This is a genomic window from Psychrobacter communis (genome assembly GCF_014836505.1).
Lineage (GTDB): Bacteria > Pseudomonadota > Gammaproteobacteria > Pseudomonadales > Moraxellaceae > Psychrobacter > Psychrobacter faecalis.
Window position 1 is genome coordinate 189,662 of the sequence record NZ_JACSQR010000001.1, and the last position, 25,275, is coordinate 214,936.

Annotated in this window: 25 protein-coding genes and 2 tRNA genes; 15 read left to right on the forward strand and 12 right to left on the reverse strand. The window is 44.2% G+C overall.

The genetic code is table 11. From position 1 onward, the window contains the following. Positions 1-34: 34 nt before the first annotated feature. On the reverse strand, positions 35-1,687 hold the full coding sequence (locus tag H9653_RS00720; protein ID WP_156508529.1) for a cardiolipin synthase: 1,653 nt from the start codon (positions 1,685-1,687) through the stop codon (positions 35-37). Positions 1,688-1,992: 305 nt separating this feature from the next. Between H9653_RS00720 and H9653_RS00725 the strand changes: the two genes are divergently transcribed. Both H9653_RS00725 and H9653_RS00730 read left to right on the forward strand, forming a co-directional pair. After that, positions 1,993-2,068, forward strand: a tRNA-Val gene (locus tag H9653_RS00725). 51 nt (positions 2,069-2,119) lie between these two features. After that, a tRNA-Asp gene (locus H9653_RS00730) sits at positions 2,120-2,196 on the forward strand. Positions 2,197-2,342: 146 nt separating this feature from the next. Here the strand turns inward: H9653_RS00730 and H9653_RS00735 are convergent. Continuing rightward, entirely contained in the window at positions 2,343-2,780 is a 438-nt protein-coding gene (locus tag H9653_RS00735) for a CopD family protein (RefSeq protein ID WP_068407421.1), read from the reverse strand. Positions 2,781-2,840: 60 nt separating this feature from the next. Here H9653_RS00735 and H9653_RS00740 point away from each other — a divergent pair, with 60 nt between their 5' ends. Beyond that, positions 2,841-3,320, forward strand: coding sequence for a hemerythrin domain-containing protein (locus H9653_RS00740; RefSeq protein WP_068407424.1), 480 nt, complete (start codon positions 2,841-2,843; stop codon positions 3,318-3,320). Between the two features lie 174 nt (positions 3,321-3,494). Here the strand turns inward: H9653_RS00740 and orn are convergent, their stop codons facing one another. Further along, positions 3,495-4,082 (reverse strand): oligoribonuclease, encoded by a 588-nt coding sequence (orn, locus tag H9653_RS00745; RefSeq protein ID WP_068407427.1) that lies wholly within the window; start codon positions 4,080-4,082, stop codon positions 3,495-3,497. A 227-nt stretch (positions 4,083-4,309) separates the two neighbouring features. Between orn and rsgA the strand changes: the two genes are divergently transcribed. The 4 genes from rsgA (at position 4,310) to secB (ending at position 7,249) form a co-directional block, all read left to right on the forward strand. Beyond that, on the forward strand, positions 4,310-5,413 hold the full coding sequence (gene rsgA, locus H9653_RS00750) for a ribosome small subunit-dependent GTPase A (RefSeq protein ID WP_068407430.1): 1,104 nt from the start codon (positions 4,310-4,312) through the stop codon (positions 5,411-5,413). A 164-nt stretch (positions 5,414-5,577) separates the two neighbouring features. After that, positions 5,578-6,033 carry a rhodanese-like domain-containing protein gene (locus tag H9653_RS00755; protein WP_144297732.1) on the forward strand — a complete coding sequence of 152 codons (456 nt, stop codon included), beginning with the start codon at positions 5,578-5,580 and terminating at the stop codon, positions 6,031-6,033. A gap of 294 nt (positions 6,034-6,327) precedes the next feature. Continuing rightward, positions 6,328-6,591, forward strand: coding sequence for a glutaredoxin 3 (gene grxC, locus H9653_RS00760; protein WP_144297733.1), 264 nt, complete (start codon positions 6,328-6,330; stop codon positions 6,589-6,591). Positions 6,592-6,796: 205 nt separating this feature from the next. Continuing rightward, positions 6,797-7,249, forward strand: coding sequence for a protein-export chaperone SecB (gene secB, locus H9653_RS00765; protein ID WP_068407439.1), 453 nt, complete (start codon positions 6,797-6,799; stop codon positions 7,247-7,249). Positions 7,250-7,452: 203 nt separating this feature from the next. Here secB and adk read toward each other — a convergent pair whose 3' ends face one another. The 6 genes from adk to H9653_RS00795 form a co-directional block, all read right to left on the reverse strand. Then, positions 7,453-8,109: an adenylate kinase gene (gene adk / locus H9653_RS00770; RefSeq protein ID WP_068407441.1), complete on the reverse strand. Its 657-nt coding sequence runs from the start codon at positions 8,107-8,109 to the stop codon at positions 7,453-7,455. Between the two features lie 228 nt (positions 8,110-8,337). Continuing rightward, positions 8,338-9,618, reverse strand: a complete 1,281-nt coding sequence (gene ccmI, locus H9653_RS00775) for a c-type cytochrome biogenesis protein CcmI (protein WP_191689727.1) — start codon at positions 9,616-9,618, stop codon at positions 8,338-8,340. After that, a complete protein-coding gene (locus tag H9653_RS00780) occupies positions 9,615-10,157 on the reverse strand; it encodes a cytochrome c-type biogenesis protein (RefSeq protein WP_318242137.1) in 543 nt (180 codons plus the stop codon). The genes ccmI and H9653_RS00780 overlap by 4 nt, the downstream gene beginning before the upstream one ends. A gap of 86 nt (positions 10,158-10,243) precedes the next feature. Further along, positions 10,244-10,912 carry a DsbE family thiol:disulfide interchange protein gene (locus H9653_RS00785; RefSeq protein WP_102077371.1) on the reverse strand — a complete coding sequence of 223 codons (669 nt, stop codon included), beginning with the start codon at positions 10,910-10,912 and terminating at the stop codon, positions 10,244-10,246. A 1-nt stretch (position 10,913) separates the two neighbouring features. After that, positions 10,914-12,923, reverse strand: a complete 2,010-nt coding sequence (locus H9653_RS00790; RefSeq protein WP_191689729.1) for a heme lyase CcmF/NrfE family subunit — start codon at positions 12,921-12,923, stop codon at positions 10,914-10,916. A gap of 249 nt (positions 12,924-13,172) precedes the next feature. Continuing rightward, positions 13,173-14,507, reverse strand: coding sequence for a hypothetical protein (locus tag H9653_RS00795; protein ID WP_068407450.1), 1,335 nt, complete (start codon positions 14,505-14,507; stop codon positions 13,173-13,175). A gap of 592 nt (positions 14,508-15,099) precedes the next feature. Here H9653_RS00795 and mrdA point away from each other — a divergent pair. The 8 genes from mrdA to scpB all read left to right on the forward strand — a co-directional run bounded on the left by mrdA (position 15,100) and on the right by scpB (position 23,159). Beyond that, positions 15,100-17,082, forward strand: coding sequence for a penicillin-binding protein 2 (mrdA, locus tag H9653_RS00800; RefSeq protein WP_191689731.1), 1,983 nt, complete (start codon positions 15,100-15,102; stop codon positions 17,080-17,082). 50 nt (positions 17,083-17,132) lie between these two features. Continuing rightward, entirely contained in the window at positions 17,133-17,819 is a 687-nt protein-coding gene (rsmD, locus tag H9653_RS00805; RefSeq protein ID WP_191689733.1) for a 16S rRNA (guanine(966)-N(2))-methyltransferase RsmD, read from the forward strand. A gap of 211 nt (positions 17,820-18,030) precedes the next feature. Then, entirely contained in the window at positions 18,031-18,459 is a 429-nt protein-coding gene (gene rplM, locus H9653_RS00810; RefSeq protein WP_068407459.1) for a 50S ribosomal protein L13, read from the forward strand. A gap of 10 nt (positions 18,460-18,469) precedes the next feature. Further along, complete coding sequence (gene rpsI / locus H9653_RS00815; RefSeq protein WP_191689735.1) at positions 18,470-18,856, forward strand: 30S ribosomal protein S9; 387 nt, start codon at positions 18,470-18,472, stop codon at positions 18,854-18,856. A 533-nt stretch (positions 18,857-19,389) separates the two neighbouring features. Beyond that, positions 19,390-20,376: an LpxL/LpxP family acyltransferase gene (locus H9653_RS00820; protein ID WP_444428285.1), complete on the forward strand. Its 987-nt coding sequence runs from the start codon at positions 19,390-19,392 to the stop codon at positions 20,374-20,376. A 158-nt stretch (positions 20,377-20,534) separates the two neighbouring features. Beyond that, complete coding sequence (trpS, locus tag H9653_RS00825; protein ID WP_191689739.1) at positions 20,535-21,614, forward strand: tryptophan--tRNA ligase; 1,080 nt, start codon at positions 20,535-20,537, stop codon at positions 21,612-21,614. Between the two features lie 126 nt (positions 21,615-21,740). After that, entirely contained in the window at positions 21,741-22,589 is an 849-nt protein-coding gene (locus tag H9653_RS00830) for a segregation and condensation protein A (protein WP_191689792.1), read from the forward strand. Positions 22,590-22,613: 24 nt separating this feature from the next. After that, the gene (scpB, locus tag H9653_RS00835) at positions 22,614-23,159 is read left to right on the forward strand and encodes an SMC-Scp complex subunit ScpB (RefSeq protein ID WP_191689741.1); all 546 of its coding nucleotides are present in this window, start codon (positions 22,614-22,616) and stop codon (positions 23,157-23,159) included. Positions 23,160-23,278: 119 nt separating this feature from the next. Here scpB and lolA read toward each other — a convergent pair whose 3' ends face one another. From lolA to rplU, 3 genes are all read right to left on the reverse strand, one after another. Next, complete coding sequence (lolA, locus tag H9653_RS00840; RefSeq protein ID WP_191689743.1) at positions 23,279-23,965, reverse strand: outer membrane lipoprotein chaperone LolA; 687 nt, start codon at positions 23,963-23,965, stop codon at positions 23,279-23,281. A 350-nt stretch (positions 23,966-24,315) separates the two neighbouring features. Next, complete coding sequence (rpmA, locus tag H9653_RS00845; RefSeq protein ID WP_055123782.1) at positions 24,316-24,573, reverse strand: 50S ribosomal protein L27; 258 nt, start codon at positions 24,571-24,573, stop codon at positions 24,316-24,318. A gap of 91 nt (positions 24,574-24,664) precedes the next feature. Next, positions 24,665-24,976, reverse strand: coding sequence for a 50S ribosomal protein L21 (gene rplU, locus H9653_RS00850; protein WP_144297745.1), 312 nt, complete (start codon positions 24,974-24,976; stop codon positions 24,665-24,667). Between the last annotated feature and the right edge of the window lie 299 nt (positions 24,977-25,275).

The window sequence follows — 25,275 nt, forward strand, 5'->3', positions numbered from 1 at the left end:
ATAAGTAGTTTACCTTAACCTAAAATCAAAAGCGCTACAATAAAGGACTAAATAAGCGCACCACATTATCAAATAAGCGCTCTGCTCCGTGGCGCTCTTGCCATTCTTCTAAACTTAAAAACCGACAACTTTGCAAGTAAACCTCTTGGCAATCCGCAACCTGAGCGACCATTTCTGGCGTATAAATCGCTAAGCTGACCTCCATATTTAAATAAAAACTGCGCATATCGATATTCACTGTGCCAAACAGGCAGTAATCATCGTCAATAACCACGGTTTTAGCATGCAGCAGTCCACCTTTAAATAAAGCAATGGTCACCCCGGCTTCGAGTAGCTCTTGATAGTACGCTTGCGAGGCATGCTGCACCAAAAATGAATCTACCTTTTCGGGCACAATAATCGTCACCTCAACCCCACGTTTAGCCGCCGTAGTCAACGCCCCTGACAAGGCTTCATCGGGGACAAAATACGGCGTAGTAATGCGAATGCGTTTATTGGCGCGATGAATCACCGTCACCAAGGTATTATAAATCACGTGTGCCGTCACTTGCGGCGCCGAAGGTATCAGCTGCGCTAACACATTCTCAACGACTGGCATACGCGGTATCACAATCGATGTCGACCCAATCTCGGGTAGCTCATCTGTATCGCTAATCTCGTCTAACACTTTAACGCGGCTATTGATATCATTGATGGTCGGATTCATGACATAAAGCTTACGCGTATAATTATTCACGCGGTGATTGAGCGCATCGAGATTGTCTTTATTTTCCGCGCCAATATCGGTGACCACTACTTTTGCCATCGCTGTGGCAATATTTATCGGTTGTTGACTGACGCTGCGTATCGCCACATCAATCCATTGACCGACATTTTTATTTTGTTTAAAAAACTTTGGATCTACCAAGTTAAAGCTACCGATATAGCCTATATGTTCGTCAATGACGATAATCTTGCGATGATTACGTAAATCTGAGCGTTTAAATAGCGTCTTAAACAAACCAACCGGTAGCGACTGGTGTACAAAAACCCCAGCCTCTTCTAACAACCGATGCTGTTTGCTATTAAAAAAGCTAAAACTGCCCACACTATCCGCCAAAATATGACACTCGACGCCGCGCTGTACCGCTGCCATCAACGCGTCCATGACGTCGAGTATCTGACCTTTTGGATAAATAATATAAAACTCCATCAGAATAATGCGCTGAGCGGCATTAATATCTTCAATCAAGCGCCCAAAGATAGCATTCGGCGTGGTCAATAATTGCATTTGATGATTAGGAAACACCCCAAACCCTGTCCAGCGTGTACCGATTTTACTGACACCGCGATAATTATCGGGTAGCAGCTCTTGACCTTCATCAAACACGAGCTTCTCACGTTTTGCCATATCATTCATCAGTAGCCGCGCCTGATTCATGCGCGCACGATAACGTCGCCCAATCATCGGCTCACCCAATAAGATATAAGCGATAAAACCAACCAAAGGCAAAGTATAAAGCACGGCAACCCAAGCAATCGATACCCCGATATTGCGCTGTACCGAGACGATACGCAGGGTCATGACGATCATCAAAATTACGTGTAATACCAAACCCAATCCCGCAAAGTCTCCTACCGACCATGTCGTAAAGTAGTCTTCAATAGACAGAGCTTCTATATTAAAATTATCTATGCTCACCTCCATGACCCTATATCACTCAAATCATTCATCTATTTATTAGTTATTGGTTATTAGTTATTAGTCCGCTGTTTTATTAAGTAGACGCCCTATAAGTAGACGTCTTGTTCGTTAGATGCAAAAAGCCTTATCAGTATAGTGACTTTTAGCAAGCACGCAATAGCCAGCAATATAGCGGCTATATAGTCTATCATCACCTTACATACGGCTTAGTTTGAGCGGTAAGTAAGTTTATTAGCCATAATTTTAAAAATACTTAAAATAATATTTGACAGCCATGTGTAAATGTATATAATACACACCCACAGCAAGGGTGATTAGCTCAGTTGGTAGAGCGTCTGCCTTACACGCAGAATGTCGGCGGTTCGAATCCGTCATCACCCACCACTCATTTAGCGAGTGGGTCTTTTAGAAGACGAAATGCTAAAGACGACCTAAGCAGCGGTAGTTCAGTTGGTTAGAATACCGGCCTGTCACGCCGGGGGTCGCGGGTTCGAGTCCCGTCCGCTGCGCCATATTTAAAACTTGGTTTTTAATTGCATTATTAAGTACAAAGTTTCAACCTCAAGTATTCATTTACTTGAGGTTTTTTTGTGTTTGTTGATTTGTATTAGCTATTAATTGCTACTTAGCCTATATCATTTTATCTAAAAACTTCTCTTTAAAATCCCGTACGGAACAGCGTACCAACCACGACGAACGCCACTGAAAATAACGTCACCAGAATAATATTGATGGCAAACCCATTCAAATTATTAGCGGATAAGCGTGGTATGACCCAAAAGCGCGCATGCATCGCGACTAGTGCCGTCAGTAATAACAAACTCAGCTTTATACCAATCAAGACACTGATGTCATTATCAAAGGCAAACCACATCTCTATGTTAGGTAATATCTTATATACCATCCATAATCCAGTGATGATTTGAATGGCTAATGCCGGCATACCAATTTTTTCAAACTGCCCCTCAAATTGTAACAATGCGTCTAAATTACGTGAAGATAGCACTTTTGGCAACACCACTAATGCTAGTATTAAATGACCACCTGTCCAAATTGCAGCCCCGAGTAAATGCAAAATTAAAAGATAGTTGAACATAGAGTATTACTCCAAATAATTAATCAATCATGACTTCTCGAAGCATTAAGGTATTTAATTATGAAACGCGCCAATCAATTGCAGCCGCTGTCACGCCAACACCATCTTGGGCTTAATCTGTCTCGCCATGCCAAAGAAAGCTTGGATGAACCCAAAGAAATTGCCAAACATTGGGACAATCTCACCTCTTATATTAACGATATGGCTTATCACTTCCAAATTGAAGACAATTTAATTGCTAATGCGCTAGAGCCGTACCGCGCTACTGAATCCGATGTGGCGTCAGTACTCAATACCCTTGATGGACAGCATAAGCAATTACATCAACTGATAAATATGGTCGAACAATCGCAAAAATCTGGCAATAAAGAGGTCAGCGTGGCACAAGTTCATGAGCTTGGCACCCTATTATACGACCATATTCGCTTTGAAGAGCGCGAGTTATACCCGACGGTAGAAAAATATTTGTCGGAAGCAGAATTAGATGCGGTTTATGAAGCCAGCCCTGATAGCATTAAGCGACCTGATGAGAGTCGCTAATATACTCTTAAAGGATTATCCCAATAAGCTTTCATTCAAAGTATCATTGAAACAAAAAGCCCGCAAAGAAACGAGCCATATTTCGGCTTTCGTTTCGTTAACGGGCTTTTTACTTGTTCTTAAATGGTTATTTCTAAAGATTGATTTTTAAGGCACCAATCTTTAAACATGACGTTAAGGCATCAACTTAAAGAAATGCTGACGATAATGTTTTAGTTCGCGAATAGAATCGCGAATATCATCTAAGGCTAAATGGCTGCCGCCTTTTTCAAAGTTCCTTAAAATATCTGGACGCCAGCGGAAACACAGCTCTTTAATCGACGACACATCAAGGTTGCGATAATGGAAGAAGCGCTCAAGCTCGGGCATTTGGCGGGCTAAAAAGCGGCGATCTTGGCAGATTGAGTTACCACACATCGGCGACTTGCCACTATCGACCCATTTATTCAAAAACTTAATGGTTTCCGCTTCTGCTTCTGCTAAGGTCACGGTACTACGGCGCACGCGGTCGACCAAGCCTGACTGGCCATGCTGCTTGGTATTCCAGTCATCCATTTTATTTAACACTTGATCGGATACCTTGATTGCGAAAACAGGTCCTTCGGCAAGGACGTTTAAATCCTCATCGGTCACTACGGTCGCAATCTCGATAATCTCATCATTTAAGGTATCAAGTCCGGTCATTTCTAGGTCAATCCACACCAACCCTTTTTTACCTTGGTTTTTGATTTTAATTTTATTGGGATGGTCGTCGGTACTCATAAAATATCCTATGGTCAATAAACTTTGGCACAACTTGTGAGCCTTGTTAATCAATTAAACTGACTCTAAATGGTCAGGCTAAAATCATATGCTTTGCACTTGGTTGGCTATAATGCCTAATAAAACGAAAACATTACAAAACCACTATCTGCTAGCGGCGCTTTAGGCTGTATGTTAGCAAATTTTCACGCTACACTTAGCAATATTTTTCTAATAGGTCACAACCCATGGCATTAATCCGGCAACGCAAACTGACTAAACAACAGATTCGTCGCATCGACAAACAACAGCTTGATAGCCAAGACAGCATCGATGACAGTTTGATGGATGGCGTGGTCATGGCGCATTATGGTAAGCAGCTAGAAGTACAAGTGACCAGCTTGCCGGCAGTAATTCCTGTGCAGCCGGAGATTGCGCCTGATGATCCTGAGCCGTTTTGGCAGGAATTAACGTTAGGCGATATTTGGCGCTGTCATGTGCGTACCAATCTGCCCATGCTAGCAGCGGGCGACCAAGTACGCTGGACTGCAGACCCTAATACCGGCTTTGGACGTATCGAATCCGTCAAGCCCCGCACCTCGCTCGTTTCGCGTCCTGACCGTTATCATAAGCTCAAACCTGTCGCCGCCAATGTTGATATTTTGGCCATTGTATTTGCACCCTTGCCTGCCGCTGCGCCGACATTGATTGATCGCTATTTGGTCGTTTGTCATCATGCGGGCGTAAAGCCACTATTGGTACTTAATAAAGCTGATCTACTGGCGCAAGAAAACGGCGTCGATACCAGTGAATTATTGGCACAATACGCGGCGCTTGGTTACGAGAGCGTACTGACCTCGGTTGCATGCCCTGAAAACATCGCTGATAGTGACGAGCAAAAAGGGCTTGATGAGCTAAAGCGCTATATCGATAAAAAACTGGTTATTTTTGCTGGTCAGTCAGGCGTCGGTAAAAGCAGCTTAATTAATGCCTTATTACCTGAATCAGCACAAAGCGTCAATATTATCTCTGAAAACTCAAAGCTCGGTCAACATACCACCACCACCAGTCGCTTATTACCATTTAATCCAGATGACTTAACCCAAGGCGGCATTGTCGACACCCCTGGTATTCGTGAGTACGGTATTTGGCATTTAACGCCTGATGATATTATCTCAGGCTTTATCGAGCTTGCGCCACTGGCAGGTGATTGCCAGTTCCGCGATTGTCGCCATACCCATAACAGTAAAGGCTGTGCCTTGTGGCAAGCGGTTGCGGACGGCGAAGTGTTGCAGCGCCGGGTCGAAAACCTTGTCACGCTAACAGAAGAGGCGGATACTAAGCCTTATTAGCAGATATGTCTAAAGGTTACTGATAAAGGAACGACGAGATAAAGTAACGACGAAGCCATCGCCCGTTTACTATAGATGACCTTATCGGTATAATAGCGCCTTGTTCACCATCGTTGGGCTGTTATCTCAGTTTGACCGAACACTTATATTTTTGGAGGTATGGTTTGGATCGTGCGCTGGAATTTGTGGGCAACCACCCGTTTTTATTTGGTATATTAGCCGTGCTTGCCGTGCTGTTTTTTGCTATTGAAAACAAACGTAGTGGCAGAAAAATATCGCCCAACACCTTGGGTATGATGGTCAACTCGCAAAATGCGCAGCTGATCGATATTCGCGCCAAAAAGAAATTTGAAACTGGTTATATCCAAGGCAGCCGCAACATACCTTTTACTGAACTCAAAGACCGCATTGAGGAAATTCGTGCGATTGAGCAGCCAGTCATCATCGTCTGTGATATGGGTATCCAAGCAGGTGCTGCTGTCCAAATGATTGGTAAAGACAATGTCTATCGCCTAGATGGCGGAATCGGCGGCTGGCAAGGCGCTGGTATGCCATTGGTTGGCATAAAAGATACTAAATCTAAAAATAAAGGTAAAGCCAAGCCAAGTTTGCATAAGTAAGACAAATCCTATTAGCTGGTCTTATTAACCAGCAGTACCAATCAAAAAGACACCTTTTTATCAGGTGTCTTTTTTTATACGCTAACTATGCTACCGTCAGCACTTTTTAACCAACACTGCTTGAATTTGCCATAGCCATCCCCACTTTATACGGAGGAGCAGCAAATATAGGGGTTATTTACGTATTGATAACGGATTATATTAATGACTACCCTATAATTTTTTTATCTTACTATTTATCCTATTACTTATAACAAAATTGCTCCCCCATAAATTTATAAATAAGGAAAGACCATGACTGTACCTGTGCAAGTTTATACCACTCCAATGTGCCCATACTGCTCAAACGCTAAGCAATTATTACAATCTAAAGGTGTTGATTACGAAGAAATCGGCATGCATGACATCAGCCGCGAAGAGCGCCAAGCTTTGATGCAAAAGACCAACAACTATCGCACTGTGCCGCAAATTTTCATCGGTGATATCTTTGTCGGTGGTTTCGACGAGCTTAACCAAATGAACCAACAAGGCAAACTTGACGAGCTATTAGCCGGTTAATCTGCTATTGTCCTTTTCTGTCTATTTTTATTGGTGTAAAAATAGACAGCGTTAAGAATAAAGCTTTGTGATAAAAAACATTTAAAAAAACTGCGTAAAAGACCTTGAGATAAATCTCAAACCTTAGTTTGCATTTATATTACAATGATATGTTGTTACAATGACAATCTGCCCTATTATTTGATTAACTTTTAGAGGAATGACCATGGCTGAAGAGCAAGCACAACCACAATTGGCACTAGAACGCATTTATGTAAAAGACATGTCACTTGAAGTCCCAGGCGCCGCTGTATTTACTAAAGAGTGGAACCCTGAGCTTGATATCAATCTATCGAGCAACGCTGAAAAGCTTGATGACGATCATTATCAAGTGGTATTAACGGTCAGTGTCAACGCTAAAAACGCTGAAGAAGCGGCATTTATCGCTGAAGTGCATCAAGCGGGCATTTTCTTATTAAAAGACATCCCAGAAGATCAAATCGGTCAAATCTTGGGTGCTTACTGCCCGAACGTATTGTTCCCGTATGCGCGCGAAGTGATCAGCGACATCGTAACGCGTGGTAGTTTCCCGCAGTTATTGCTTGCACCAGTCAACTTTGACCAAGCATATGCGCAAAGCCAACAGCAAGCGCAAGTTGATGCCCAAGGTAACGCGTAACTTTTTGCTAAAGCATTAGCTAAGCTGCATTTAAACAATAGTAGCTAAAAGCCGTTTACTGAATTTAAGTAAGCGGCTTTTTTATTGGTACTGGTTAGCATTTATTTTTAAGCATTAAAAAACCCTGCTGCTATTAATAACAAGCGGCAGGGTTTTGAATATAAAGGTTAATCAACACGTCTATCGGCGACGTTTAAAAAGTTTTAGCCTTTTAGTGCCGATAAGATTTGCTGTTTAACATCATCAATGCCTTGGGTGCCATCGAATTTGTCATATTTAGGGGCATCGCCGCCCTCAGCTGCTTTTTCTTGATAGTAACCAACCAAGGCAGAGGTCTGCTGTTGATAGGTCGCTAAACGATCACGAATGGTCGCTTCTTTATCGTCCTCGCGCTGAATCAACGGCTCACCCGTCACATCATCGATACCTTCGACCTTAGGTGGATTGTGGTCGATATGATAAACACGACCAGAACCAGCATGCTGACGACGGCCTGATAGACGCTTGACGATTTCATCATCAGGCACGCTAATTTCAATCACATGGTCGATTGCTACGTTGGCATCAGCAAGCGCTTGGGCTTGTGGAATGGTACGCGGAAAACCATCTAAAATGCAGCCGTTGACACAGTCAGGCTTGGCGATGCGTTCTTGCACGAGGTTAATGATAAGATCATCAGAAACCAAACCACCAGCGTTCATCACATCTTTTGCTTGTTTGCCAAGTTCAGTACCTTCTTTGATGGCGGCACGCAGCATATCACCTGTTGAGATTTGCGGGATATCATACTCTTTAGAGATGAACTGGGCTTGGGTACCTTTACCGGCGCCTGGTGGACCTAGCAAAATAATACGCATCATTATACGACTCTCCTTAATAGATAGGATTTTGGGACTAATAAAACTTAGGGATTGGTGGGTTGCAGAGCTTACCTTACCTTGTGGCTTTCAAAAGCTCAAGTATTTTTAGTCTTGATGCGGCAAGTTACGATGACTTATCTGTTCATCAGATAAGATTGTGCGGGTTGTGCGCCGCCAAAAATATGACGGCGCGCATTTATTAAGTATTCAGTTTTTACAATATATCTATCAAGGAACTTGTTGATTAATAGCCACATTGACCTGATTTTGGTCGGCGCTAATCACCACAGGATTGCCGGTTAAATCACCGGATTCAGCATCGGCGGTCCCGCTATGGCTAATACGCGCAATGACAGCAAGCTGGACTTTATCACCGCGAGCAGACGCAAGCGTACGTTCAGGCATCATGGCGTCTAAATCACTTAGACTAATAGTCGCCTCTCCTTGTTTAATGACGCTAATCGGTAAACGCTTGGCAGCGAACGGTGGCCCACCTTTGACATCACGAATAGCGACAAACAACACATCGTCTGCTTTTACTAATGGTAGTAAACTTGCATTAATAGAGACGGTGACCTCAACGCCCTCAGATGCCTGCTGCTGCTGCGCGCTGACGTTGGCACTCAATTCATCAAGGCTTGCCAGCGCTTGGCTATGGTCGCCCGGTTTGGCAGCAATACTGGCGCGCAAACGCTTAATCCAGCCTTGTGCCTGCTCAAAGTTATTGCCACGCGCCTCGCCCATTGCCATCAACATTTGAGCGCCTTCATGCTTTGGATTTTTTGCTAGTACGTCTTGTAAGACGCGGCGGCTATTGGCATCGAGCTGGCCTTTATTGGCAAAAAAACTGATTTGCGCATAAGTGGTGGCGATCTCTTCATTGCCTGGCGACAAACGATAAGCACGCGATAAGGCTTCAAGCGCTGAGTCGGTTGCTTCTAATGACAAAAACAGCTCAGACAGACGCATCCAGCGATCAGGATCATCAGCATGACGATAGACGTTGGTCTGCATCGCACTGATTAGCTGCGTACCATCTTCAATCGCCCAAGCAGGCGGCTGATCGATTTTACCAGTCAATAAGTCATCTGCCACTTGTCCGACTTTATCTTCAGCTACCCATAAGTCAAATACTGACGTACGGTCACTGATTAAAAAATAAGCCAATCCTGCCAATACCGGCACCCATATCATGATAATCAAACGACTTTTGTAACTTGGCGCTACCATGGGTGTGACTGTGCGCTGCGCGTCCAGTAATTGGCGCTCAAGCTCGAGCTTTTGATTGCGGTAATGGACGTCATCAATGGTGCCGCTGTCTTTATCGGTTTGCAGCTCTGTTAGACGCTCACGGAATACAGCAACGTTGATGTCTAGCAGTTGGTTGTCAACGGGCTTGTCGCGCAAGCGTGACGCGCGTAGCCATGGCATGATAGCAATAACGGCCAGTAACAGCGCAATAAATAAGCTTAGGGCAATAAATAAGCCAAAAGTAGAAAATAGGGTCATTTTTTGTCCTCTGTACTGGTGATAACAGCTTCGCTTTTAGCATTGCTATTGCTACGAGACAATAAACGATCAAGCTCCGCTTTTTCTGCCGCCGATAACGCTGCGGCGCTGTCTACATTAATCGCACTTTCACCGCGCGCCACGCGCTGGCTACGTTTACTTTGCCAAAACCAGCCAATGATTAGCACAATCAATAATAATGGCGGAAAAAACCACAGTATCCAAGTCGATGGGCGCACAGGCGGCTTGTAAGTAATAAAGTCGCCATAACGCTCTTGCATATAAGCGCGTATCTCAGCATCACTACGACCCTCTTTGATCATGTCGTACGTTTTTTGCTTTAAATCTTGTGCGATGGGCGCATCAGAACCTGCCAAATTTTGGTTTTGGCATTTGGGGCAACGCAGCTCCTCGATAAGTCCGCGATACTGCGCTTCTTGCTGCGGCGAATCGAAGTCATAAACGTCAATGGCAGCATGCGCACTGAAACTGAGGATAAAACTAAGCAAGCACGCAAGCATTAAGCCGGCTAACTTTATTATAAAATTTGCTGGTTTTATGCTTTGTGCTGACAGGCTTTTTGATGACGTGCTTTTTGATGACATCACTGTTAAAGGTATGGCGTTCATTTACACACCTCCTGAACCTGACTAGGATCGGGACTGACATTTTTCTTATCCGCTTCATTGAGCACCATCAGACAGGGCATGATGCGGCTTTGCCAGTTGCTTTCATTAATCTCACCAACAATATGCTGACGAATAATACCTTGCCCATCAACCACAAAGGTTTCAGGCGCGCCAGTTAAGCCTAAATCTAAAGCAAATTGCCCAGATAAATCCTGAATAGACATGGAGAATGGATCGCCGCCACGATTTAAATATCCTAGCGCATCACCGATGTCATCTTTGTAATTAACGCCAACCAAATTGACCCCGCGTTCCTCTAATTGCATTAAAAAAGGATGCTCAATGATACAAGTTGGACACCACGAGCCCCAAATATTCATCAAAAATGGTTGTTCGGGCAAATTGTCATTGGTCATCATACGGCTAGTATCGGACAATAATGGCAACTCAAATGACGGTACCGGCCGCTCAAGCGCAGTATTGGTGACGATATCCGTCGGCTGACCCAAACGCAGGTACAGCATAATAATAAAACCAACAAACACAATCAGCGGAATCAAAAACCATATCTTTATTTGGCTTTTTTTCATGGTCTTGGTCGTTTTGTGGTTTGCATCACCTTTATTGTCAGGCGCTTTTTGGGAAGAATTATTTGACTGACTCATGTTACTTCTCCCCTACGTGAGCTTCGGTAATAAATCCTGCTTTGTTGGCTGCCGTTTGCGTTGATGCCTTAGCCTTTTTAAAACGATAACGGCTATCGAGCATACTTAGCAGACCGCCTAAGGCCATGATAATCGCCCCAAGCCATATCCAGCGCACCAGCGGCTTGACATAAATACGTACCGCCCACTTATTACTGTCTTCTGCGATAGGCTCGCCCAGCGCTATATAGACATCACGCATGAGACTGGCATCAATTGCCGCCTCGGTCATTGGCATACCACTAATAATATAAGTACGTTTTTCCGGATACAAAGTTGTCACCGCGCGACCTTCTTTGGTCACCTCAACCTGTGCTTGCATACCATCAAAATTGCTGCCCCTGACTTCATGAAAATCTTTGACCTCAAAGTCGTAGCCTTGTACGTGCACAGTTTCATTTTCACCCAATGCCACATCGCGCTCGACACTCAAGGTGCTGGTAAACGCCACCCCGATGACGGCGACGATTACGCCAATATGAGCAGTTTGCTGCCCCCAGTAGCTCAAACGTAGCTGACGTAGTCCTTTAAAGAAACTTTGGGCGTTTTTGGTTTTGTCTTTAAAATCGACTGCCATCCAAAGTAAAACCCAAAAGCTAACCGCCAGCGTCACGCCAATATTTAACATATCAGACGGGCTAACAAAGTAGGCAATAATCGCTGCTAATAATAAACTGCTGACCGCAATGACCATACCGGCGCCTAAGAGCGGACGGCTGTCTTTTTTCCAGCGAATATTAGAACCCATGCCCATCGCTACTAATAACAGCCAAGCCAAAGGTACAAATAGCGCATTAAAGTACGGAGGACCAACAGAGACCTGACCTAAATTAAAGGAGTCAGCGATGATAGGATATAGCGTACCAAGCAGTACGACTAAGGTTGAGATTAAAATAATCACGTTATTAATGACTAAAAATGATTCACGCGATATCAGCTGATACTGACTTTCAACCGTCAGACGCCAACCGCGTACGGCAAACATCAACAGCCCGCCACCGACGATAATACCCAGAATGACTAAAATAACCAGACCGCGCGTTGGGTCGGCAGCGAACGAATGCACCGAAGTAATGACGCCTGAGCGCACAAGGAAGGTGCCCAAAAGACTCAAGGCAAAAGCAAAAATGGCCAGCATAATGGTCCACGCTTTAAAGACCCCGCGCTTTTCGGTCACGGCTAATGAATGCAGTAAAGCTAAGCCAGCTAACCAAGGCATCAATGAGGCGTTCTCTACTGGATCCCAAAACCACCAACCGCCCCAGCCAAGCTCATAATAAGCCCACCAAGAACCAAGTGCGATACCAACAGTCAAAAAGCCCCACGCCGCCAGTGCCCATGGACGCGACCAGCGGGTCCAGACAGCGTCCAAACGTCCTTCCCATAATGCTGCCATACAAAATGCAAATGGCACAGCCATACCCACATAGCCCATATACAGCATCGGCGGGTGGATAACCAAACCAAAATCCTGTAGCAGAGGGTTTAAATCGGCGCCATCGACGGGTAAATTTGGTAAAGTGCGATCAAACGGTGATGAGGTAAAGATTAACATCGCCAGCATCATCACTTGCACGCCAGCCAATATTACCAGTACGCGGGCGCGCATGGTCAATGGTAAGCCACGGCTAAAGTAGGAGACCAGCGCACACCAAGTGGCCATAATGGTCATCCATAGTAGCAGCGAACCTTCATGTCCGCCCCACGTCGCCGACAATTTATAATACCAAGGTAACAAGGTATTAGAGTGCTGGGTGACATAAACCAAGCTAAAATCATTAAAATAAAAGCCTGCCATCAATGACCCAAACGAGACAATCATGGCCGCAAACTGCGCCCACGCTAAACTCGGAGCAAGGCGCTGCCAGGCAACGTGGTCGTTCATGACACCCATGGTTGGTAATACCACCTGCAAAATCGCCAATACAAAGGCGGCCAGCAAGGCAAAATAACCCAATTCTGTGATTAACATACGGTCTAACCTTGTTTACCTTAATACGGTCATTGTTTATTTTAGAAAGCAGTATTTTTAATGCGTCTGAGAATAGTCAATAGTCGTTACTTTTAGACATTACGCCGTCATTGTCATGCTTTTTTCTGCATCTGTAGCTATCAGCCATTGTAGCTTAGAAGACTTACAGCATGGTACATTAGCGTCAACTTGTCACGTTTCTGTATCCACTCTGTAGGCGATATGTGTAAAGAACATAAAAACCCTTTCTCACTGCATGGCAGGGAAAAACACCAAGACCAGATGCAACCAACCTGCCAAGAAACCTGTCAAACCGCCGAGTATAATCAGCGTCATCTCATCTTCGCGAAAAGCGGGACGCAATAGGTTTTGAAACTCATCAGGGGATAGCGCGCGAATACGATCGCGAAATAGCCCAAATATTTTACTGGCACGGCTTTCATTAAGTTCAGGGTCTCGCAGTGGCACCATAGTCGCGACGATGGATTTGTCGATAATGGTATTTTTCAATTGCCCAAACTCGCGGCGACCCAGTCCAACCCGCAATGTGGTACTAATGACCGGCGATTCTAACACTTTATACAAATGCGATTTCATCAACTCACGCGTTTCGGCGGCGCGGTCACCATACATCATCTCATTCATGATGTTTTCTAAAGTGACCAAATCTTTGACCACAATCTCAGCAAAAACTTCAGACACTTCCTCTTGGCGCTTCATAAAACCGCCTTGGAAACGGTACTGCGCGATATGCGGCAGTTGCGGCTTAATAAATGGGAAACGGCTTTGTAGCACAAAAAACTTCACATACGGAATAAAACGTGGCTCAACTGGGTTAAACACCATCCAAATCGCAATCCAGTTGGTCAAAAATCCCCAAATAGCGGCAAAAAACGGTACCGTCCAATGCTGCGGTACCACCAAAAATATAAACATTTGGATAATACCGAATACAAGGCCAATCAAAGCACTGATATGCCAGATAAAATCAATCTCTTTTTGCCCAACTTTTAAAAACATATTGACCATCAAACGCCGGTCACTTTCCATTTTATTGACAATCATTTTGCGCATATCGACCAAGTCTTCGACGTGATAGGTCAAATCGGTCACCAAGGATTGCATGATATTTGGCAACTCTTGATGCGCTTGGGCATAGACGCGGCGCTTTAACGCATAAGGCAGATTGCCCCACAGCGCTGGCGAATGGTCAAGCATAATCTCATCAATCAAACTCTCAAGGTTTTCATCGACCGTATCGGTGATAAATACCGCCATCTGTTCTGGCTCCATCGCCTGAAAAAACTCATCGAGCGAACCCAGCTTTGAGAGCGTCTGATCAACAATCACGCCCGATATCTTGCCTGCCTTACGTGGCACAATCCCTTGCCAACCCAATCCCGGCAAACCAAAGAATGGAAAGTTTGGAATCCGAATACCCCAAAATTTAATCGGATAAAATAGCATCTTGAGTGCCATCCACACGTGTATCCAAGTGACAAATGCAGTCACTGGTGGAATGGTCAACATAGCAAAAAACTCGGGGTGTTCCGCTATCGTCTGCCACAATGAATTTGCATCCATGACTCTAATTATCCTTGAGGTGATGATGGTCGTTGTTAAGCAAATATCCTTAGTCGATTAAGAACGCTCAATAAAAACGCTCTATCCTCAATAACCACTAAATTAAATAACGCTATAGATGCGATAAGTGGCTAAAATAAATCGCCTGATTTTAGCATACTTGCTATTTATTAGCACATATCAAGCCTTGGCAAGTTGTGACTAGCGATGACACGTTTTGCGCCCTACTCACCACCCTAAACCTTTACTATCATTTAATGATGTTAAAAACACCTAAAGAACACTGTCGATCATGGCAATAACGATCCTCACAAAATAGACGACTGCCTACTGCGCGCAAGTGTTTGTTCTGTTATAATTTGCGGTTGCTTAATGCTACTGGCTAGCTGAAGACGGTAAGTAAATTATTTGACCTTTTTATTGATAAATCATCGCGCTATGTTATTGAAATACTTTGTCTTATCCTTTATGCTCACCCCGCTTTAGATAAACAAAAAAATGACTGTATCTTTCTTGGCTTTATTTATCTGTGCTTAATCAACCATCACTTTATCAACGACCGTTTTACTGATCGTCTGGGTACTGACTTTATATGAACAAACCGCTCGCGTCCGATACTGAACAGGTCAATCGTATTTTTACCAGCCGCATTATTATCCTTGGGCTGTTTATGTTTGTGGGCTTGTTGGGTTTGATCGCGCGGTACGGTTATCTGCAAGTGTATGCTCATGATAAGTACACTACCCAAGCCGATAACAATCGCATCAAGCTCATCTCTGCGCCGCCCAGTCGCGGTTATATTTACGACCGTAACGGTGTGATTCTCGCTGACAATCAGCCCGTATTTACCGCTATGCTCAGCCCTGACGAAGTCGAAGATCCAGAGCGCACGCTAAATCTGCTCGCGCCCATTTTTGATCTTACCGAAAAAGACATTACCGATATTTTGGCCCGCGTTAGCAAAACCAAAAATGACCCAGTGACAATCAAAATTGATTTGACCGAAGCGCAATTGGCGCAGTTTAGTGAACGTCAGCCTTTTTTTCGTGGTATCAGTATTCAGAGTAAACTCACGCGCTCGTACCCTTACGATGAGCTATTTGCCCATGTGATTGGCTATGTCGGACGTATTAACGATAAAGAATCCAAGCAAATTAATAAGGATCGCTACGCAGGTACTGATCTTATTGGTAAAATTGGTATTGAAGATTTTTATGAAGATATCTTGCTCGGACAGCCCGGTTATCAGTCAGTAGAGACCGATGCTCATGGCAATATTCTACGTCAACTTGATACCAAAGCGCCCATTGCGGGCAATGACATCACGCTTAGTCTAGATTATGGCTTGCAAACCATTGCGCAGCAGCAGCTTGATGGTCGCCGCGGCGCGATCGTCGCTATCGACCCAAAAAACGGCGATGTTTTGGCTTTTGTTAGTAACCCAAGCTACGATCCCAATCCTTTTATTTCGGGTATCTCTTTTAAGGACTACGGCGCTCTGCGTGATGATGTCGATCAACCCCTTTATAACCGCGCGCTACAAGGGATGTATCCGCCCGGCTCAACCATTAAACCTTTTGAGGGTTTGGGCGGTATTCATTACGGCCTACGAGATTGGGAAACGACCATTTATGACCCGGGTTATTTCAGTCTACCCGGCGATTCGCATCGTTTTCGCGACTGGAAACGCGGTGGTCACGGCACGGTAGATTTAAAGAAATCCATCATGATGTCGGTAGATACCTATTATTATAAGTTGGCGTATGAGATGGGGATTCAGCGCCTTCATGACTGGATGGTGCGCTTTGGTTTTGGTGAGCAGACCGGTATTGACTTACCCAATGAAAAATCAGGCGTTATGCCGTCACCAAAATGGAAAAAAGACACCTATGATAAAGGTTGGTTACCAGGTGAAACCATCTCTGTCAGTATCGGCCAAGGGTATTTTTTAGCCACGCCATTACAGATTGCCAATGCCACCGCCATGACCGCTAATAAAGGCTATCACATCACCCCGCATTTATTAAAAAGCAGCGATGGCGCGGCGGCCGTTAACGTGATTAGCAAGCCTGATGGCAAAATTGACTACAATGGTAAACCGTCAGATTGGACGCGTATGCACGATGCGATGGAACAAACGGTTAAGGCAGGTACAGCGCGTGGCATTTATACACCGCGCTATCGCATCGCTGGTAAAACCGGAACGGCGCAGGTCAAATCTATCGCTCAAGGTAAAAGCTATAATAAAGCGGCACTCGATAAACGTCACTGGGATCATGCTTGGTTTAATGGTTTCGCGCCTGTAGAAGAGCCAGAAATCGCCCTGTCGGTCTTGGTCGAAAATGGCGGCGGCGGTAGTGCCGTTGCAGCGCCTATTGGTCGCGCCTTATTTGATTATTGGATGCTACAGCGTAAAACCGACCCTATTTTGCCACCAACTGCCGATGAGCTAAGGGCCATCAAACGCCAAAAGGCTTTTGAAAAGGCCATGCGCGACGCCTTACGTGATAAAGAGCAAGCGCTAGCGGAAAACGCCGAGGCGCAAGCTGCCGAGAACGCAGCCACATCTGAATAAAATATATAAAACAAAATGCACCGAATAAAAGGCTATAGATAAGAGACGCTATGAAGAAACTCTCAAATTGTCGCGAACAAAAGAAAAATCATAAAGCAAAAAACGCAGTAGCGGGTGATGTGCGTATCATTGGCGGGCAGTATAAACGCCGTATCGTCAGCTTTATCGATGCCGAAGGCTTGCGCCCGACTCCTGACCGCCTGCGTGAGACCTTGTTTAATTGGTTAATTGCCGATATTCATGAAGCTAAAGTACTTGATAGCTGCGCCGGTAGCGGCGTTTTAGGCTTTGAAGCCTTATCACGGGGCGCTGCTCATACCACCTTTATCGAAGTAAGTCCGGCGCAAGTCACTATGCTGCGCCAAAGCGCCGAGCAATTACGCTTAGATGCCAGTGACTATCAGATTATTCAAGGCACAGCTGAGCAGGTTTTGACGCAAAATCAAACAATACAGCGGCATTTTGATATCGTCTTTATCGATCCGCCCTATGCGCAAGATTTATGGCAGCCGATTTTGACAGCACTCATTAAACAGTCTCTAATCACCACAGAAACGCTGATCTATTTAGAAGCGGATAAAGATTTAACCCTACAACTGGACCAACTGGTAGCAAGCATTAACGAAAGCGCTGAGCCGCCCGCAGAGATAACGCAAGGCTTGATACGTTTTGAATGCCTAAAACAGACCAAAGTTGGGCAAGTTGTCGCTGGACTTTATCAGCTTTCAGCGTCATAATTGTCGGGTTAATAAAAGCCATTAACAAAATTTACAAATGTTTAAAACCGCTAAAAAACTGGCCAACGCTGCAGTTTAATGTATATAAGGCGAAAATAAACCCCAATGCAGCTTGCAAGCGTAGGCGCTACTGCTTATAATGTGCAGTCTGTTTTTTGAGAGCCCCGTTCCCAGCTAAACTCTCAACGAATTCTAATTTTAAGGTTTTATCATGAAAACACTTAGTGCAAAACCAGCTGAAGTGACCCATGACTGGTATGTCGTAGATGCTGACGGCAAAACCCTTGGTCGCTTAGCTACTGAAATCGCTAGTCGCTTACGTGGCAAGCACAAGACTTGTTATACGCCGCACGTAGATACTGGTGATTTTATCGTTGTTATCAACGCAGAAAAAATCGCGGTAACGGGCAAAAAAGCGCAAGACAAAAAGTACTATCGTCACAGTGGTTACCCAGGTGGTATTAAAGAAACCAACTTCACCAAGCTGATTGCACATAAGCCTGAAGATGTTCTACATAAAGCGGTTAAGGGTATGCTTCCAAAAGGTCCTCTTGGCTACGCGATGATCAAAAAGCTGAAACTATATGCGGGTACAGAACATCCACATGAAGCTCAGCAACCTAAAGAACTAGACATCTAAGGATATACTTATGGAACGCAATTACGGAACTGGTCGTCGCAAAACTTCTACCGCTCGTGTCTTTTTAGCGAAAGGTACTGGTACTATCGTTGTTAACGGCAAACCACTTGATGAGTACTTCAGCCGCGAAACATCGCGCATGGTTGTTCGTCAGCCTTTAGAACTCCTTGAATCACCTACTGCTTATGACCTATACATCACTGTAAAAGGTGGCGGTATCAGTGGTCAAGCGGGCGCAATCCGTCACGGCATCACGCGTGCATTGATTGAGCTTGACGAAGCCAACAAACCTGCTCTAAAAGCAGCTGGCTTTGTTACTCGTGACTCACGTCAAGTTGAACGTAAGAAATTGGGTCTACGTAAAGCACGTAAACGTCCACAATTCTCAAAACGTTAATCAAAGCTATCTCTTTGGCTTTTACTGCTGGCGTCTTTTTCTCAGAGTCGCTGCAGCCGTATTAAGCAAAAGAGTAGATTTGCAAAACCTTATAAGCTGGTCACAGTTTATAAGGTTTTTTTATGGCTGTTTTTTAGCGCTGCTGTTTTAATTCTATAGTGAGTGAAAAGTAATATCGATACATCATGCCCTGCTGATATCAATTTTTCTTGCTTGCTGTGCCTGCGCAGACAGAGGCTAAAAAAAATTGATATCAGCAGTACCGTAGTGTTTTTAGGATATTTTGACTATATTGTTTAAATGCCTAATAGTTTAAAAGTCCTTAGCTCTCGTTGTCGTTAGTTTATTAAAACTTGCTTGCAAACTTGGACGCGCTCCCCCATCATAATAATAACTTTTATTACACTGTGCTCATTATGAAAGCCCCCGAACAATACGATCCTAGTAACCCATCAAAAATGGGTATGCCGCCGCCTACAGGTAAGCATGATAAACAAAACGACATGGTTAAGTCGCCCGCCATTCCTGCTGGCATGCCTACAATTACGCAAACGCATAAGCAAACAGCGCAAGCAGAAAAAAAACCCTTTCAGTGGCAGTTTTTATTGCCGCAATATTGGGGCATCTGGCTGTTATTGGCAATTATCATGCCGATGATATATCTGCCGCTGCGTTGGCAGTTTTGGTTGGGTCGTAAACTGGGTATTTCAATCTATAAACTGGCCGGCTCGCGCAGACGTGATACCTTAATTAATTTAAGATTGGCTTTTCCAGAAAAGACCGAAGCTGAGCGCGAGTTGATGGCAAAGCAAGTTTTTGTCAATCAAGGTATCGGTGTGTTTGAAACCTTGTGCGCTTGGTATCGTCCCAATATTTTTACCCGTACGGTGTCTATCTCGGGCTTACAGCACCTAGTGAATGCCCAAAACCAAGGTCGTCCAGTGATTTTACTTGGGGCGCATTATACAATGCTCGATCTTGGCGGCATGCTCTGTACGCAGTTTTTTGCCACCGATTGTATGTACCGGCCGCAAAACAATCCGCTTCTTGATTGGTTCATTTATAACGGACGTACTAAGATTTTTGGCAAGCAGATTGCCAGCCGTGACATGCGTAGCCTTGTTAATTCTATTAAAGCTAAGCACGTGATTTGGTACTCACCTGACCAAGATTATGGTTTAAAACAAGGTGTCATGGCGCCGTTCTTTGGTGTGCCCGCTGCTACTATTACCGCATCTCGGCGGATGGCAAAATTGGGTGACAAGCAAAACCCACCCGCACTCATGGCGCTGCATACTTATCGGCAAACACCTGATAACCTGCCCAAAGGCAAACGTCCGCATTATCATCTGACCATCACACCAGAGCTAGACAATTATCCAAGCGATGATGAGGTTGCTGACGCGACCCGCGTTAATGAGGTGCTAGAAGGCTTGATTCGTATCGATCCTACCCAATGGATGTGGTTCCATCGTCGCTTTAAAAACGGCCCTAACGGTCGTACCGATATTTATAAGTAGGTTTTGATTCCCCAAAAAATAGCTGCGAAATTTGCTATACTTTGCAGCTGGTATTTTATCAGCCCTATTACTTACCTCGATAACTTATTAATAACTCACTCATATCAATAACTCATCTGCATAAATAACGATGTGAGAAATAAAATAACGGATTTTTCATGAGTACTCAAACTGACGCAGCTGTAGACAGTTCTAAACAAGAAAGTAAACGTATCCTAACCGGCATCAAACCGACGGGCATTCCTCATTTAGGTAATTACGTTGGTGCTATTCGCCCAGCCATTCAATCTATTCAAGATAGTAATGATGAGGCGTTTTTCTTTTTGGCCGATTATCATGGCATTATCGGCTGTTATGACCCTGCTGTCATTCATGAATCGACCAAAATCATTGCCGCGACTTGGATTGCTTGCGGTCTTGACCCTGAACGTGTGACCTTTTATCGTCAGTCAGATGTGCCAGAGATTCCAGAATTGGCTTGGATTTTAAATTGCTCATGCGCCAAAGGGCTGATGAACCGCGCGCACGCTTATAAGGCGGCAGTCGATATCAATACCGAAAAAGCCGACGTTGATCCAGATCAAGGTATTAATATGGGTCTATTTGGCTATCCAGTGCTGATGGCGGCTGATATCTTGATGTTCAATGCGACTCATGTACCCGTCGGTCGTGACCAAGTACAGCATATCGAGATGGCACGTGATATCGCTGGTACATTTAACCATCGTTATAAACCTCTCTTTACGTTACCGTCAGCGGTTGTTGATGAAGATATCCCACTATTAACAGGGCTTGATGGCCGTAAAATGAGTAAGAGCTATGGCAATACCATTCCTTTATTTGGTGAGCCTAATCCGCAAGTCAGCCCTGAAAAGCAGATGTATAAAGCCATCATGAAAATTGTGACTAACTCGCAGTTGCCTGCTGAGCCAAAAGACCCTGATGATTCTGCCCTCTTTGAGATTTATAAAGCTTTTGCGACGCCTGCAGAGATTATTGATATGCGTGATCAATATGCAGCTGGCATTGGCTGGGGTGATGCCAAGCAAGCATTGTTTGATAAAATCAATAGCGAGATTGCCCCATTCCGTGCTCGTTACGAAGCGCTAATGGCCAATCCAAAAGAGCTAGAAGAAATCTTACAAATGGGCGCAGAAAAAGCCCGTCGCCATAGCCGTAAACAGCTCGATAAAACTCGCCGTGCTATTGGCATTCGCCCCCTCGCTAAGCTTAAGTAAGTCTTTGATTGCTTTTACTCACAGTAATCAGGGCGGTTGCTAAAGGTGCAGACAGTATTGAAAAATAAAACAGCGGCTTTACCAAAGGCCGCATTTTCCGTAAGCGTGGATGAAAACGCTAAGTTTATGGATAACAATAGCAAACATCGTATTTCAATCAATAATGATATGGCGCTGCGTATTTATCAGACGCCGGTGCAGCATCTACCAGAAGATCTCTATGTACCACCGCAAGCCTTTGCCATTTGGCTTGAGCAATTTGCTGGACCCTTAGATTTTTTATTATATCTGGTCAAAAAGAACAATGTCGATCTCACCCAAATGCCGATATTGCCGATTACTGAGCAGTATTTGGCTTATATCGGTGAGCTGGATACCGAACATTTTGAATTGGCCGGTGACTATCTGCTGATGGCGTCGACCTTGATTGCCATTAAAACCGAGCTGCTGCTACCAAAGCCTGAAACGCCAAGCGATGAGCGCGACCCAAAAGCTGAGCTGATTGAACGCCTTGAAGAGTATGCGCAAATCAAAGTGGCCAGTCAGCGTTTGGACAATCTCGTGCGTCTTGAGCGCGATGTATTTTTAGCGCTGGTCAGTATGCCAAGTCAAGACGTTATGAATGCCGAATTACCCAATTATTCGCCAAACCTTTTGATTGATAGCTTATTTAAAATGCAGCTACAGCCCGACTATCAAATGCATACCATTAAAGTTGATGCCGTACCCCTTTCTGATCGTATCGCCAGTATTAGCAGACAACTAAGCACGGATGGTGCGCGCTCGTTTTATGAGCTACTGGATAAATCCCAAGGTAAAGTAGGCGTCGTAGTCAGTTTTGTCGCGGTACTTGAGCTAATGAAACGGCAGTTGGTTGGTGTCGTGAATAATAACCCAGAAAGCCAATCAGCTGCCCATAATGAAACCGCAGCAGACCGCCATATAGGACAATTAACGTTACAGTGGCTAGCTTAATGGTTTTAACAGAGAATACGTGCAATGACAGATAAGCAAAATCAAGATTTAGAAGAAATCAGCAAGCATATCGAAGTACTCCTGCACGCTTCAGAAGCGCCTCTGACTGCCAGTATTTTAAAAAAATATCTGTCATTAAACACTAAAGAGCTTACGCAAGCGTTAGCGCTATTACAACAACGTTTAGATACTGGTGTGCTGACCTTACATGAAACGGCTAGCGGCTATCGACTGCAAGTTGCCGACGACTATAGTGCATTAATCCAGCGTGTCTTTCCTCAGCGTCAAGAGCGCCTGAGCCAAGCCCTGCTTGAAACCTTGAGTGTCATCGCCTATAAGCAGCCGGTGACCCGTAGTGACATCGAGCATGTGCGCGGTGTGACGCTATCAAGTAATATCTTGCGTCAACTGTTTGATAAAGGCTGGATTGAAGAGAAAGGTTATAAAGAAACCTTGGGACGCCCTGCATTGCTACATACCACAGCGCAATTTTTAGATGCGTTTGGATTGACCAATTTAGATGAGCTACCGCCACTGCCCGATATGGAAGCCATCAAAGCTTTGTCTTAGTAGCAAGTCGTTATTTCTTATCGATTAAAGTAAAATCTGTATATCTTGGACTTATAGCAATAAAAAAGGACAGGCTTTATAAGCGTGTCCTTTTTTTATAGGCTCAATCAGTAAAAGAATTATTGATTAATAATATCAACGCCCTTTGGCGGCGTGAATTTAAACTGACTGCTATTGATACTTGGGTTCATTTTAATACCGCTAAACTTAATCGTCGTGGTTTGTCCTAGCGTATCATTCAGCACCATCATCACAGGTTTGCCGCCGCTAAAACTCATCGATAAGCTCTTAAAGCTGGCGCTATCTGATTTTGGATAGAGCACATAGTAGTTTTTATTGGCATAAGGCTGGGTGATTTTAAAGTTTTTATCAATCTTACTTGGATCACCCGATAACAATAACGCTGGCGTGTTACCTACTTGGCTATCGACATTTTGCTTTGTCGCTTGTTCCAAATCTTTGTCATAAATCCACATTGAGCTACCATTCGCCACAATGAGCTGTTCTGACGGTGATCTGGTTTCCCAGCGGAAGTTATTTGGACGCTGGACGCTCATGGTACCGCTAAAAGTGCCACTATTCGCGCCTTTGGTGGTTTGGCTAAAATTAGCGGTCATGCTTTTGGTGTTGCTTAACAGCTTATTTAAACGTTTAGCGGCCGTTAAATTATCCGCAGGAGCAGCGCTTGCCGTTTGGGTCAATGCCACCATCGGCGCTGCCACCCCAAGTGAGGTCATCAATAAGCCTGTTAAAGCGCCACCCATTAATTTTTGTTTTAAAGTAGTTTTTTTTGATAATACAGTCATTATAAATCCTCTCTCAAATGCAAAATAGCATAAAGATAAAACGTTTTAATTAAAGTTTTTGTTTTCAATAAGTGCTTATCTCGCGCCAAAAAATCGACGTCAGTAAACAATGCAGACAGTGTGCCAGTTTTTTTATTACGCGCCTAGTCATGATTTGCAATCATTACTACCGTTGCCATACGCGCTTGTAACCGACAGCGTTACACGGAATATGGCGCTGTTTATTCTTTGCTTTAGCTGTTTTTCATGTAAATGAGCGCCATAAAAAAGCCCTTACTACCAAAGGGTAATAAGGGCTTTTTTAGTCATCGGATTATGTTAGTTAATAACTAAATAATCTAGATGGGCAACTATGCGCTTTCAACCATAACATAACGGCGGTTGAATTTACCTTTGGTCGCAAACTTTACCACACCGTCATTTAGTGCAAATAAAGTATGGTCACGACCCATGCCAACGCCTTCGCCTGCGTGGAATTCTGTACCACGTTGACGTACGATGATGTTACCAGCTGTGATAGCTTGGCCACCAAAGATTTTAACGCCTAGCATTTTTGGGTTTGAATCACGACCGTTACGGCTCGAACCGGCAGCTTTTTTATGTGCCATGAGAAAATCTCCTTGTTAATGTGACTTATCGCTAATGCGACAACTCTTAAGCATTTAGTGCGCTATTTAGCAGTCATTGCTAAGTGAATAATTAGGCATTAATCGCTTTGATTTTTAACAAGGTATACCATTGGCGGTGACCTTGCTCTTTGTGATAATGCTTACGACGGTTGTGTTTGATGATACGGATTTTTTCGCCGCGACCATGCTCAACTACTTCAACTTCTACGCTAGCGCCTTCAACGACAGGCTGACCGATTTTGACAGTTTCACCGTCAACAACCATCAATACGTCTTCAAATTTGATTGTTTCGCCTTTTTCTGCTTTTAGTAATTCAACTTTTAAAAGCTCATCGACCACAACACGGTGCTGTTTACCACCAGTTTTGATTACTGCGTACATTGTCTGACTCCGTTTAACCCGTGTGCCGTGGCTGATGTTATATCAACGCTTCAATAACGAACACGACAGGGAAAAATTAAAGGCAAGATTTTACGGCTTTTTGCTCATAAAAGCAAGCCACGCCTCTTGTTTTTGCAAGGTGGTAATAACAATCATAGCGATTGATATAATTCTCAAAAAAAGCGATAGATTTCACTGACAAAGGTAGTGACTACCGATGTTAAGATAAACCGCTCTATGTAGATATACTATAACGAACGCGAATGGGTTAAAATCCAACAGCCGCTATTATAGCTTAT